The organism is Pseudomonas tolaasii NCPPB 2192 (assembly GCF_002813445.1).
GTDB lineage: Bacteria > Pseudomonadota > Gammaproteobacteria > Pseudomonadales > Pseudomonadaceae > Aquipseudomonas > Aquipseudomonas tolaasii.
In genome coordinates this window covers 2,522,410-2,536,001 of sequence record NZ_PHHD01000001.1, presented here as the reverse complement: position 1 = coordinate 2,536,001, position 13,592 = coordinate 2,522,410, and the positions used below count along the sequence as shown (strand labels likewise).

Here is a 13,592-nt window from a genome sequence, read left to right as displayed (position 1 = left end):
ATGCGTTTGATCATCGTCAGCGGCCGTTCCGGCTCGGGTAAAAGCACCGCCCTCAACGTGCTTGAGGACAGTGGTTTCTACTGCATCGACAACCTGCCCGCCGGCCTGCTGCCGGAACTGGCGGAACGGGCACTGATCCATACCGAACTGGCGCAACCGCTGGTCGCCGTTTCGATTGACGCCCGCAACCTGCCCAGCCACCTCTCGCGTTTTCCCGAATTGCTCGCAGAAGTGCGTGCCAAGCATATCCATTGCGACGTGCTGTACCTGGACGCCGATGAAGAAACGCTGCTAAAGCGCTTTTCCGAAACCCGTCGCCGCCACCCCCTCAGCAGCCCGCATCGCTCCCTCGCCGAGGCGATCGAGGATGAAACTACATTGCTCGGCCCGATCATTGACCTGGCCGATCTGAAGATCAACACCACGGGGCTGAACCTGTATCAGCTGCGCGACGCCATCAAGCTGCGCCTGCTGAACCAGCCGGAACCCGGCACGGCATTTCTCGTGGAGTCATTTGGCTTCAAGCGTGGCATGCCGGTGGATGCGGACCTGGTGTTCGACGTGCGTTGCCTGCCGAATCCGTACTGGAAACCGGAGCTGCGTGAACAGTCCGGGCTGGACCAGCCGGTGGCCGATTACCTGGCGGCACAGCCGGATGTAGAGGAAATGTTTCAGGACATCTCCAGTTATTTGCTTAAATGGCTGCCGCGTTTCGCCGCGAGCAATCGGGCTTATGTCACCATTGCCATTGGCTGCACCGGGGGCCATCACCGTTCCGTTTACCTGACTGAACGCCTGGGCCAGGTGCTGCAACAAACCCTCAAGAACGTCCAGGTCCGCCACCGCGACCTTTAGCTGAAAGGAACACCCCCGCGATGCCCGCTCTGGAAATTGAAATCATCAACAAGCTGGGCCTGCACGCCCGAGCTTCCGCCAAGTTCGTCGGCGTTGCCGGCCAGTTCCCTTGCCAGATACGCGCCGGGCGCACCCCGGAATCCATGGTCGATGGCAAAAGCATCATGGCCATGATGATGCTGGCCGCGGGTAAAGGCACCAAGATTCACTTGAAGACGGAAGGCGAGCAGGAAGATGAAGCCATGGCCGCACTGGTGGCGCTGATCAATAATTTCTTTGATGAGGGTGAATGAACTCACTCTTGAGGGCAGGTGAAGCCGCAATGGCTTCACCCCAACGCAGTATCCATCACCATCATTAAACAGAACCCGATGCACAGCCCCAGGCTGGCAAGTTTTTCGTGGCCATTGCGGCGCGATTCGGGAATCACCTCGTGGGTGACCACCAACAGCATCGCGCCGGCGGCAAGCGCCAGGCCCAAAGGCAGCAACACTTCAGCCAGGCTCACCAACCAGGCACAGAGCACGGCGAACACCGGCTCGACCAAGCCTGAAGCGGCGCCAATCAAGAACGCCTTGACCCTCGACATTCCGGCCCCCGCCAATACCAACGCGATCACCAAGCCTTCCGGCACGTCCTGCAAGGCAATGCCCATGGCCAGGCTATCGGCATCCGGCATTCCGCCACCGGCGGAAACACCCACCGCCATACCTTCCGGGATGTTGTGGGCAATGATGGCAAACACGAATAGCCAAATACGCGGCGGGATCACCGGTTTATCCGGCGTGCCCACCAGCATTTCCGGGCTGGCGCCCGAGACCTTGCGATCAACCAGATACAAGCCGAAAGCCCCAAGCATAATGCCGAAGCTGATCAGCCCGCTGGCTCCCCATGGCGAGAGCCCCAGGCTTTCAGCGGCTGCAATACCCGGCACAATCAACGAAAAAGCCGTCGCCGCAAGCATCACGCCGGCGCCAAAGCCCAACAAGGTATCGCTCAACGCCACCGGCATCCGGCGAATCACCAGCACTGGCACCGCGCCCAACGCCGTGCCGAGCGCGCAGATCGCCCCGCCCTGCAAGGCACGCAGAATGCGCGGTTCAAGATTCAGCCAGGCCAGCCCGTGGGCCACCAGCAAAGCAGTTCCCGCCAACAGCAACAACGAGCCGAACGCGTAGCGAAACATTCGCCCGCTGCTGATCGCCAGTGTTTCAGTGCCCATAGTCGGCCTTAGATCTTGTTATTGGAGTCAATATCAGGCCAGGGCGGCCTGGTAGCGTGCGGCAACTTCCGGCCAGTTGATGACACTGTAGAAGGCGTTGATGTATTCCGGGCGGCGGTTTTGATACAGCAGGTAATACGCATGCTCCCAGACATCCAGACCGAGGATCGGCGTATTGCCGCTCATCAACGGGCTGTCCTGATTTCCACTGCTTTCCACCACAAGGGTCTTTTGCGGGGTGACGCTCAACCAGGCCCAGCCGCTGCCGAAGCGGGTCAACGCAGCCTTGGTGAAAGCCTCCTTGAAACTGTCGAAGCCACCCAGCTGTTCCTCAATGGCTATGCCCAGTGCGCCCTCGGGTTTGCCACCACCTTTGGGTGACATTACCGCCCAGAACAAGGAATGGTTGGCATGACCGCCACCCTGGTTGATCACCGCTGCGCGTAGTTTTTCCGGCAGTTGTTGCACGCTGGAAACCAGTTTCTCAACCGGCCACCCCACGAACTCAGTGCCCTCGACCGCAGCGTTGAGGTTATTGATGTAGGTCTGATGGTGTTTGGTGTAGTGGATCTCCATGGTTTGCGCATCGATATGCGGCTCCAGGGCGTCATAGGCGTAAGGCAAGGCAGGCAAGGTGTAGGTCATATCAATGAGCTCCGTAATAAGGACTGTTGCGGGTTGACGCATCCGTGTGCGCCGCAGTGCCGCCCAGCAGGCGGTGAGTACGTGGGTACTCACCGTGATCGCTGATGAAATTCAATAGTTCGACGTAGGTTTTGCTGCTCTGGCGCAACGCCGCCTCACGTAACTGCGGGCTGAGGCGCGGGTCCTGCATGGCCTGCAACAACCGCTGGTGGACAGCGCAAAGGTATTCCGCACTTTCCTCAGGCTGGTTCAGGCGCAGGTGCAGGTCCGCCAGGTTGTGATGGGAAATGACGCAAGCCGCCACCGCTTCATCTGCATCCGCCCAGCGCTCGAACAACACTTGAGCCAGGGCCAGGGCCTGCAGATAGGCCTCACGGGCATCAACCAGCTCGCCCGCCATGAAGCAGCGATTTGCCCGTTCGATCGTGCGTTTCCAATGCTCCATGGTGAGCCTCCAAAGCAGAGTGAGTGCTTACACGCCGCCAGCGGTGAGCTTTTCCGGATCCAGCAGGATTTCCAGTTGGCTGCGCGGTAAATCGGTGTGTTCAAGTGCAACGTCAATCACCGGGCGACCTTGCTGATAGGCCTTCTTGGCGATTTCGGCCGCTTTTTGGTAACCAATGATTGGGTTGAGCGCAGTAACCAGGATCGGGTTGCGCGACAGCGCCTCCTTGAGCTTGGCCTCGTTGACCTTGAAGCTGGCGATGGCTTTGTCCGCCAGCAAACCGCTGGAGTTGGCCAGCAATTCAAGGCTGCTCAGCAGGTTCTGGGCGATGATCGGCAGCATCACGTTCAGCTCGAAATTGCCCGACTGGCCGGCAACGGTGATCACTGTGTCATTACCGATGACCTGCGCGGCCACCATGGCGGTGGCTTCCGGGATCACCGGGTTGACCTTGCCCGGCATGATCGAAGAGCCGGGTTGCAGCCCTTCCAGTTCGATTTCACCGAGGCCGGCGAGGGGGCCGGAATTCATCCACCGCAGGTCGTTGGCGATTTTCATCAGCGAAACGGCGGTGGCTTTCAACTGACCCGAGACGGCTACGGCGGTGTCCTGGGAGCCGATCAAAGCGAACAGGTTTTTGCCCGGCGTGAATTTCACGCCGGTCAGGCTGCTGAGTTGCTGGCTGAAACGCTCGGAGAATTCAGGATGCGCATTGATCCCCGTCCCGACAGCCGTACCGCCCTGAGCCAGCGCCTGCAAACTCGGCAGCAAATCCTGCAGGTGGCCAATATTGGCTTTGAGCTGCTGCGCCCAGCCATTGAGCACCTGGCTCATGCGCACCGGCATGGCGTCCATCAGGTGCGTACGACCGGTTTTGATGAATGGGTGGACTTCTTCAGCCTTTTGCTCGATCACCTGTACCAGGTGCAGCAATGCCGGCAGCGTTTGTTCATGCAGGACCAGCGCGGCGCTGACATGAATGGTGGTCGGGATGATGTCGTTGCTGCTCTGACCACAATTGACGTGATCGTTGGGGTTGACCGGCTCGCCCAGCAAGCGGGTAGCCAGGGTCGCAATCACCTCGTTGGCGTTCATGTTGGAGCTGGTGCCGGAGCCGGTCTGGAAAATATCCACCGGGAAGTGCTGCATGAAATCGCCTTCCAGCAAGCCCTGGGCAGCATCGACGATAGCCTTGCCCTGCCCTTCGCTGATTTGCTTGAGGTCGACGTTGACCTTGGCCGCTGCGGCCTTCGCCAGAATCAGGGCACGAATAAATTGCGCCGGCATGCGCTGGTGGCTGATCGGGAAATTGTTCACCGCGCGCTGCGTCTGGGCACCATACAGCGCCTCGGCAGGCACTTGCAGTTCGCCCATGCTGTCGCGTTCGATACGGGTGTTAGGGTCTGCCATCACTTATTTCCTGTGTCGCGTTGAGGTCTGAAAGCGGGCCAGGCAAGGCGCAGTCCGCTGGTAATGGTTTTTCCCTTGCCGAGGACTGCAACGCAGCCTGGCCCGCTTTCAGACACAACCCGAAGGGCCGGGCCTGCAATCGCGCAGGGCTGCGTTGCTCGGAGCTTATTTGGAATGACCAAACCGCACTCCTCGCGCCTTGCCCTGCGCGATTGCAGACCCGGCGCGGCACAGGAAATAAGTGATGGCAGACCCTAATCATCGTTAGATCCTTGCACCAGGTCAGAAACAGAAATGGACGGCAGCAATTCGCAGGTCGCCAATTGCCAGGCAAAGGTCTGCCAGCGCTTGAGGCGGCAGGCACAGTGGGAGAGTTTTTCCAGGTCGCGCAACGGGCGCCAAGCCTGGTCCAGACACATGGAGCGCCAGTGCCACGGCAGGGCTACGTCGCTGGCGGTGTCGATCAACAGGCGGAATGAGGTTTCAGCGATCGTCCACGGATGAGTCGCCGTGCAACACGCCAGATAGCGACCTTCGCTGAGGTAATGTTCGATCAGGCGAGGTTCATTGGGGTCGAGGCCGCAACGAATCTGGCGGCTCATCCAGCGCCAGCTTTCAAGGTACGGATCCTCATGCAGGACAGAACTCATGATCCACACTCATTCAGTAATGATATTTATTATTAAATGATATTGAGAATCAAAACAAGAGTGGCACATTGAACTGCCTTTTACGCAGCCAAAAAAAAGCGCGCCATCTTTACGATGGCGCGCCTTTTTTAAAGCGTGATCGGAGGATCAACTGCCGGCGACGGTCATCCGCTCGATCAACACGGAGCCCGTGCGGATATTGCTGCGCAGCTCCAGGTCATTACCGACTGCAACGATCTGCTTGAACATGTCGCGCATATTGCCGGCAATGGTCACTTCCTGGACTGCAAACTGAATTTCGCCATTTTCAATCCAGAAGCCCGCCGCCCCCCGAGAGTAATCACCGGTCACCATGTTCAAACCATGGCCCATCAACTCGGTAACCAGCAAACCGCGCCCCATGCGACGCAGCAGCGCCGCCTGGTCTTCATCGCCATGGGTCACAAACAGGTTGTGCACGCCGCCAGAGTTGGCGGTGCTCGGCAAGCCAAGCTTGCGGCCCGCGTAGGTGCCCAGTACGTAGGACACCAACTCGCCCTTTTCGACGAATGGCTTGGCGTAGGTCGCGAGGCCGTCACCGTCGAACGCCGAGCTGCCCATGGCGCGCATCAAGTGCGGGCGCTCGTCGATGGTCAGCCACTCAGGGAACAGCTTCTGGCCAATCGCACCTTCCAGGAAAGAAGACTTGCGATACAGATTGCCGCCGGAAATCGCCCCCAAGAAGCTGCCGAACAGACCACCGGCCAATTCCGCCGAAAACAGCACCGGCACTTCGCAGGTCGGCACCGGGCGCGCGCCGAGACGGCTTGCGGCGCGTTGCGCAGCGCGTTGGCCAATGGTGACCGGATCCGCCAGCAATTCCCCTTGGCGGTTCACGTCATACCAGTAATCACGCTGCATCTGGCCGTTGGCTTCGGCGATCATCACGCAGCTCAAACTATGGCGCGTAGACGCATAGCCACCAATAAAACCGTGGCTGTTGCCGTAGACGCGACACCCCTGATGAGTGCTCAACGTGGTGCCATCAGCGTTTTTGATGCGGGCATCCGCGTCGAACGCAGCCGCTTCGCAGGTCAACGCCCGTTCGATGGCCTGCTCGGGCGTGATGTCCCAGGCATGAAACAGGTCAAAGTCTTTCAAATCCTTGGCCATCAGCGCCTTGTCGGCCAGACCCGAGCTTTCATCCTCGGAGGTATGCTTGGCGATTGCCAGTGCTGCCGCGACCGTCTCGCGAATGGCCTCGGGGCCGCTCGCCGATGTGCTGGCCGAACCTTTGCGTTGCCCCACGTACAAGGTGATGCCAAACCCCTGGTCGCGATTGAATTCGACGGTCTCCACTTCCCGCTGGCGCACCGAAGTCGACAGCCCCTGCTCCAGCGACACCGCCACTTCGCAGGCGCTGGCCCCCTGGCGCTTGGCCTCGGCAAGGATCTGCTCGACTTGTTCCTGCAGTGCCGGTAACGCTTGCGGACCGACGCTTTGGGCTGCACTCATGGTTTTCTCCACTCAAATTCTGCTTTCGGTTAAGGCCATCGAGCGACCGGGCCGGACAAGCGGCCCCCGACTGGTTATCATGGCGGCGTTTCTTTGCGGACTGCCACCATGGTTGATTCTTACGACGACTCCCTCGATGGGGAGAAAAGCAAATCCCAGGTCAAACGCGAGCTGCATGCTCTGGTTGACCTTGGCGAGCGCCTTACAACGCTCAAGAAGGATTTGATTGCCAAACTGCCACTGACCGACGAAATGCGCCGGGCCCTGGCCGATGCACCCAAGCACACCGCGAATATCGCGCGTAAACGTCACATCGCGTTTATCGGCCGGCTGATGCGTGATCAGGACACTGACGCCATTCTCGCCTTGCTCGATCAAACCGATGCCTCCACCCGCCAGTACAACGAACGCTTCCACAACCTGGAACGTTGGCGTGACCGCCTGATCGCGGGCGATGACGCCGTGCTGGAAAAATTCGTGGCGGACTACCCGGACGCGGATCGCCAGCAACTGCGCTCCCTGATCCGTCAGGCCCAGCACGAACTGGCCCATAACAAGGCGCCAGCCACCAGCCGTAAAATCTTCAAGTACATCCGTGAGCTGGACGAGACTCAACGCGGCCTGCGCTGATCCTCTTCCCCGGGTGGCGGCCTCCGCCACCCGAAGCTCCACCCGTCACGCGCCCGTGCCACCCACGGTGATCGCATCAATCTTCAGCGTTGGCTGGCCGACACCCACCGGCACCGACTGCCCGTCCTTCCCGCACGTGCCCACGCCGCTGTCCAGCGACAGGTCATTACCCACCATCGACACCTTGCTCATGGCCTCAGGCCCGTTGCCAATCAGCGTTGCCCCTTTGACCGGTGCGGTAATCTTGCCGTCTTCGATCAGGTATGCCTCGCTGGTGGAGAACACGAACTTGCCACTGGTGATATCCACCTGGCCGCCACCGAGGTTGGCGCAATAGATGCCGCGTTTCACCGAGGCGATGATTTCTGCAGGGTCACTTTCGCCACCCAGCATGTAGGTGTTGGTCATGCGCGGCATCGGCAAGTGCGCGTAGGACTCGCGACGGCCATTACCGGTACGCGCCACACCCATCAGGCGGGCGTTGAGCTTGTCTTGCATGTAACCCTTGAGCACACCGTTTTCGATCAGGGTAGTGCACTCGGTCGGTGTGCCTTCGTCATCGACGCTCAACGAGCCACGACGCCCGGCCAGGGTGCCGTCGTCAACGATGGTGCAAAGGCTGGACGCAACCATTTCGCCCATGCGCCCGCTGTAGGCCGAACTGCCCTTGCGGTTGAAATCACCTTCCAGGCCGTGGCCTACCGCTTCGTGGAGCAACACGCCGGACCAGCCGGAACCGAGCACCACCGGTAACGTACCCGCCGGTGCCGGAATGGCTTCCAGATTCACCAACGCTTGACGCAGCGCCTCACGGGCGTAACCCATGGCACGGTCGTCGGCGAGGAAATAACGGTAGTCGGTACGCCCGCCGCCGCCATGGCCACCGCGCTCGCGGCGGCCATTCTGCTCGACGATCACACTGACGTTGAAACGCACCAGCGGCCGTACGTCCGCCGCCAGCCCGCCATCAGTGGACGCCACCAGAATGCGCTCCCACACGCCGGCCATGCTCACGGTCACCTGCTGGATGCGCGGGTCGAGCGCGCGCGTGGCAGCATCGATACGCTTGAGCAAGTCGACCTTTTCCGCACGGCTGATCACTTCAAGCGGATTATCCGGCGCATACAACCGGGCCACGTCCTGGGTGCTGAACGCCTGCACGCTGCCATTCTGGCCCGCACGGGAAATCGAGCGCGCCGCACGGGCCGCCAAACCCAAAGCTTCCAGGGTGATTGCATTGCTGTAGGCAAACCCGGTTTTTTCACCGGATTGCGCACGCACGCCCACGCCCTGGTCAAGGTTGAAGCTGCCTTCCTTGACGATGCCGTCTTCCAGCGCCCAGGACTCGGAAATCTGGCCCTGGAAATACAAGTCGGCGGCATCAATGCCCGGCCCGGCCAGGTCACCCAGCACGGTTTGCAAACTATCGATGGTCACGCCACCGGGTGCCAGGAGGTGATCACTGACTGAGGACAACAACTCGCTCATAGGTTTGGCCTTAAATTCATCGTTCTGAAGCAGGCCGCTGCGCGCCCTGCGAGAAAAAGCGCCGATGGTTGACCACCGGCATGCGCGCCCGTATCGACGCTTGCTCACTGCTATCGCGCTCGGCCGACAACACCGCTTCGCCTCTGTCCTGTTGCGTCAGCACACGCCCCCACGGGTCGACAATCGCCGCATGCCCGTGGGTTTCACGCGGCCCCGGGTGTATGCCGCCCTGCGCCGCCGCCAGCACATAGCACTGGGTCTCGATGGCCCGAGCGCGAATCAGCACGTCCCAATGCGCAGCGCCGGTGACCGCCGTAAAGGCCGACGGCGCTGTAATCAATTCAGCCCCGGCTGCGCGCAACTCACTGTACAGCTCGGGAAAACGCAGGTCGTAACACACGGTCAGACCCAACCGGCCGACAGGTGTGTCCGCCACGACCACATTGCTTCCGAAAGCATAGTCATCGGATTCCCGATAGCGACCTCGCGCGTCTGCTACATCGACATCGAACAAATGCAGCTTGTCGTAGCGAGCGACGATTTCACCCCGGTCATCGACCAGCAGCGAGCAGGCATTGGACTTGGCGTTCGGCTGGCCCTCTGGAGGCAACGGCAAGGTGCCTGCCACTATCCATAAGGTGAGGTCGCGGGCGGTCTGTTTCAACCATGGCAGGATCGGACCTTCGCCCAGCGCTTCGGCGCGACCGATATCGGCCACATCGCGGCGGCCCATGGCAGCGAAGTTTTCCGGCAGCACCGCAAGCTTCGCTCCATCTACCGCAGCTTGCTCCAGCAGGCGACGGGCCTGGGCCAGGTTGGCCAGCACATCGCTCTGGCTGACCATTTGAATTACCGCAAACGACATGGGCCGACACTCCGTAATGGACATGGGGCCATGCTACTCCACAGGCTCTCAGTTTGGTTTTTCAAATGGCTTGTCGAAGGTGATTTTTGGATCCTTCCACGGGCCCTGAACCTTGTATTGCACGCTGGCAAAGCGCGAAACGCGGTCACCAATCAGTTTGTCGATCAGGAACAACGCGCCGCCAATGGCGGGCGCACCGACAATCAGCGCAGCAATCGGCAGGTTGTTGGTCACCGGCAAGGTGACCAACAGCTTGGCGTCGACGCGGTCGGCCACCAGGTCCAGGGTGCCATTGAGCTCCAGGTTGGTCGAGGGGCCAGTCATGGTGATGGGTTCACGGGTCACGAACACACCATTACTGGCTGCCAGCAGACCTTTGACCCGGTCGTAGCTCAAGCCCTTGCCGAGCAGGTCCGAAAAGTCCAGGCGCAAGCGACGGCCGATGGAGTTGAAGTTAAGCAAGCCAAACACCCGCAGAGCCTGGGCACCACCTTCTACCTCAACAAACTGGCCTTTACGGAATGCGGCATCGAGGCTGCCCGAGAAACGCTTGGGCCCAACCCAGGCTGGCGAGCCGGGCCAGCGACCATCCACATCCAGATGAAAGTCCTCACTGGTCACGGTCGGCGCAAAACCCCAGCCCTTCAGCACATCGGCGATGTTCTTGCCGTCCAGACGGCCCTTGTACCAGCTGCTGCTGGCGCCCGGGGCGCCTTCCCAGCCGCCGGCACCATTGAGCTGCATGCCTTTGAGGCCCAGGTCCAGATTATTGAACGCCAGGCCCTTGGCCGTCGGGCGCACCTTCAACGACCAGGCACCGACCAGATCCGGCCCCTGAAACAGCTGGTTGATGGCGATATCCAGCGCCGGAATATCCTTCGGATCGATATCGGCCAGCGGGTCCGGGGCGTTTTCATCCGCTTGCACGTTGGGGTCAACCGCCGGCAACTTCACGTACTGCAGGTTGATCGCAATCGGGGCGCCTTTTGCGTCCGGCAGGTTCACAGTGCCCTTGGCCTGCTGGCTGTCGAGCTGCAGGCCCCAGGCCGCCGGCTTGCGATCGAGCTGCAGGCTGACCTGATCGAATTGGGTGCCAAAACCAGTCAGTTTGCCCACCTTGAAGTCAGCACCACCGAGCAGTTGTTTGGCGCTGCCCCCCGGATCGTTACCCGCGTAGCGGTCGATCAGCTTTTTCCATGGGTCGATGTCCAGTTCCGACAACACGCCACGAATACGCAAACCCTTGGCGGCAGGCAGCACGGCATCACCATCACCGAGGAACAGCTCCCCGCGGCCATCATTGAATTTGTCGGGAGGCGAGGCGAAGGTGAAGCTCGCCAGCTCGCCATAGGCAAACCAATAGCGACGCTCGGCACCTTGCAAGGTCATGCGGAACACACTGTCGCGGCCCTGGCTGGCCGGCATGCCGAACGGTGCCGGTAAATCCACTGCAACGCCCTTCAGGTTGGAACTGACCATCAATTGGCTGTCGGCACCGTCAAGGGTGAGCTGCAACTGGTAGGGAATATCGCCGGATACCGGCAACGGCTGGCTGACTTTCAACCAGTCCGTCAGGCGCTTGACCGCCACCTGGCCCTTCGCACTCACGCGTGTACTGATATTGCCTGGCTTGCCGTCGGCTGTGATCTGCGCAGTGACAGGCCGATCAAACGCCTGGGCCGAAATGTTCTGGCCACTGAGCCCCTTGTCGCTGTCAAAACGGAATTCGCCTTTGAGCTGGGTCAGGTCCAGGCTGGGCTCGGCCAATTGCAGGCGCGACTTGTCGGTCTGGAAGTCCACCACAATTTTGGGTTCGGTGCCCTTGACCAACGGGATATCCAGGTCGAGCTTGCCTTGCAGGTCGCCCTCGCCTTTCCAGCCGGCAAACGTCGAGCCGGTGCCAATCGGCGCTTCCTGAAGAATTTTCAAACCGTCGCCCAGGCCACCGGCAAACCCGCCGGTGATCAGTAGATGGCTGTCTTTACCGGCAGGCGCGTGAGGGATGTTGACGTAGACGTCCTTGACCTTGGTGTCCAGCAATTGGCCCTTACTCGCCAGGATGCGTACGCCAGACTCTTCTACAAACACTTCGCCATTGACCTTGCTCACATGCGGCCAGCCGGGCTGGAACGCCAATTCAGCGTCATGCACCTTGAAGAACAGGCTGATATTGCGTGCCGCCGGTAACGCGTCGTGGTTCAGCGAGCCCTGATACTGGAAGAAGCCTTGGTCCACTGCGCCTTTGAGAATGGCCGTGCGCAGCCACTCGTCGAGGGAAGGGCTCAACACTGCAGGCAAGTATTTGGGGGTAAACCGGCCATCACCGTCGACCATGCCGACCCGCAGGTCCATGTAGTCTTCCTGGCTGTGGTCGAAATGCAGGCGAATCAGGAAGTCGGCAGCGACCTTGCCCTCCTCGCCCAGCACCTTGATATAGGGGGCAATCAGGGTGAAGCCTTCCTTATCCAGCTTCCAGGTCAGGCGCGCGTTCGCCTGGATGTACTGCCAGGGCTTGGCGAAGATCGGGTACAGGTGCAAGGAAAAATCCTTGCTGTCCATGCGCAACTCGCCATGCCCCATGTCCCCGCTGATGCTGCCGGACACATTGCGAGCGGCCGGCGCGCCGAAATAGGCATCAAAACCGATACGCTCAAGGTTGGCGGCAAAGCTGACTTTGCGGTCGGTGGTGTCCTGGGGGCGGAAATCCACCAGCACGTTGCGCAGCACGCCAGTGGCCTTGAGGTGCTCGACGGTCTTGGCGAAACCTTCCGGCAACGGCGCCAGGGCATTGAGCAGAGGCGTGATAGGTGTCAGGTCGAGGCGGTCGGCCTGCAGCTTCCAGACTTCCTGATCCTTATCGGTCGCCAGGGTTTGCTGCAATTGCAGGTGCGATTCCCAGCGGGTATCGCCGATATTCATGGCCAGCGAATCAAACTGAGCCTTAAGGCCTGTCTCACTGCGTTGCAGGTAAGCGGTCAGCGCCAGGTTTTCGATATGCACCGGTTTACGGTCTGCGTAGCTGCCCTTTAACTGGGGGGAATTGAGGCGCACAACGGCGCTTTGCACGGTGCCCTTGGCCCAATTCAGCCAGAACTCACCGCCTGCCTTGAACTGCGTGAGCTTCCATTGCTGGGTCAGCCTGGCCGGAATCCATTTCGCCCAGTCGCTTTGAGGGAGGCTGAGATAGGCCTGGATTTCGGCGTCTTTCCACTGGCTGGCGCGGATGCGGCTGCTCAAGCTCAAGGCCAGTGGCTGACCGTCGGGGAGTGTCAGACGCGCATCCAACTGCTGCCGGGTCGCAACGGTATGCAGGCTCAAGCCTACGTAGGTCAGGGTCAGCGGTGCCTGCTCGAAAGGCTGCAAGGTCACCTGGCTGTCGAGCAACGACACGCGCTTGACCATTTGCATGCGCTTGAGTAACTGCTCCGGGTCCAGTGGCTCATCATTCTGAACCGGCAAGCCTTGCAAAGCCCAGTGGCCGTCCTTGTCTTCACGAACGCTCACCTGCAGGCCGCTGACCTCCAGATGGGCGATGCGCACTTCACGCGCCATCAGGCTGGCCCAGAGGTCCGGCACCACTTCGACCTGGTCCAGACGCAGCGCACTGCTGCCCTCGCCGACCATCACATCATGGGCGAGCAAGACCGGGGCGAAACCGCTCCAGCGCCCTTCCAGGCTGCCGATTTGAACCACCATGTCCACTGCCGCACGGGCCTTGGCTTCGATTTCGCCACGGTATTCAGCAACCAACGGGATCAATTCACGGCCAAGGCTCACGTACACCGCCGCCAACACCAGCAGCAATGCACAAAGGCCCAGGCCCCAGCGGGTCAAAGCGGCAAAAAAGCGTATCAGACGCTCCATGTCAGGCGACCCTCAAGGCAGTTG

12 protein-coding genes are annotated in these 13,592 nt (G+C 60.5%); 3 read left to right on the top strand and 9 right to left on the bottom strand.

The features are described from left to right. Both rapZ and ATI14_RS11715 read left to right on the top strand, forming a co-directional pair. Positions 1-855, top strand: a complete 855-nt coding sequence (rapZ, locus tag ATI14_RS11720) for an RNase adapter RapZ (RefSeq protein ID WP_016974291.1) — start codon at positions 1-3, stop codon at positions 853-855. A 20-nt stretch (positions 856-875) separates the two neighbouring features. Continuing rightward, positions 876-1,148 (top strand): HPr family phosphocarrier protein, encoded by a 273-nt coding sequence (locus ATI14_RS11715; protein ID WP_016974292.1) that lies wholly within the window; start codon positions 876-878, stop codon positions 1,146-1,148. Positions 1,149-1,183: 35 nt separating this feature from the next. Here ATI14_RS11715 and ATI14_RS11710 read toward each other — a convergent pair whose 3' ends face one another. The 6 genes from ATI14_RS11710 to pmbA form a co-directional block, all read right to left on the bottom strand. Continuing rightward, on the bottom strand, positions 1,184-2,077 hold the full coding sequence (locus ATI14_RS11710; RefSeq protein WP_016974293.1) for a ZIP family metal transporter: 894 nt from the start codon (positions 2,075-2,077) through the stop codon (positions 1,184-1,186). Between the two features lie 33 nt (positions 2,078-2,110). After that, entirely contained in the window at positions 2,111-2,722 is a 612-nt protein-coding gene (locus ATI14_RS11705) for a superoxide dismutase (protein WP_016974294.1), read from the bottom strand. Between the two features lies 1 nt (position 2,723). Continuing rightward, complete coding sequence (locus tag ATI14_RS11700) at positions 2,724-3,167, bottom strand: hypothetical protein (protein WP_016974295.1); 444 nt, start codon at positions 3,165-3,167, stop codon at positions 2,724-2,726. Between the two features lie 27 nt (positions 3,168-3,194). Next, a complete protein-coding gene (locus ATI14_RS11695) occupies positions 3,195-4,577 on the bottom strand; it encodes a class II fumarate hydratase (RefSeq protein WP_016974296.1) in 1,383 nt (460 codons plus the stop codon). Positions 4,578-4,831: 254 nt separating this feature from the next. Next, a complete protein-coding gene (locus ATI14_RS11690; protein ID WP_016974297.1) occupies positions 4,832-5,227 on the bottom strand; it encodes a hypothetical protein in 396 nt (131 codons plus the stop codon). Between the two features lie 147 nt (positions 5,228-5,374). Then, a complete protein-coding gene (gene pmbA, locus ATI14_RS11685; protein WP_016974298.1) occupies positions 5,375-6,721 on the bottom strand; it encodes a metalloprotease PmbA in 1,347 nt (448 codons plus the stop codon). Positions 6,722-6,829: 108 nt separating this feature from the next. On the opposite strand from pmbA, the gene yjgA reads away from it, so the two are divergent. Further along, positions 6,830-7,351, top strand: coding sequence for a ribosome biogenesis factor YjgA (gene yjgA, locus ATI14_RS11680; RefSeq protein ID WP_016974299.1), 522 nt, complete (start codon positions 6,830-6,832; stop codon positions 7,349-7,351). Between the two features lie 45 nt (positions 7,352-7,396). On the opposite strand, the gene tldD is transcribed toward yjgA, so the two are convergent. Genes tldD through ATI14_RS11665 form a run of 3 tightly spaced genes read right to left on the bottom strand, consistent with a single transcriptional unit; the run spans position 7,397 to position 13,568 of the window. Further along, entirely contained in the window at positions 7,397-8,839 is a 1,443-nt protein-coding gene (gene tldD, locus ATI14_RS11675) for a metalloprotease TldD (RefSeq protein ID WP_080520112.1), read from the bottom strand. A 16-nt stretch (positions 8,840-8,855) separates the two neighbouring features. Beyond that, entirely contained in the window at positions 8,856-9,704 is an 849-nt protein-coding gene (locus ATI14_RS11670; RefSeq protein ID WP_016974301.1) for a carbon-nitrogen hydrolase family protein, read from the bottom strand. 48 nt (positions 9,705-9,752) lie between these two features. Continuing rightward, positions 9,753-13,568 (bottom strand): YhdP family protein, encoded by a 3,816-nt coding sequence (locus tag ATI14_RS11665; RefSeq protein ID WP_016974302.1) that lies wholly within the window; start codon positions 13,566-13,568, stop codon positions 9,753-9,755. Positions 13,569-13,592 lie beyond the last annotated feature (24 nt).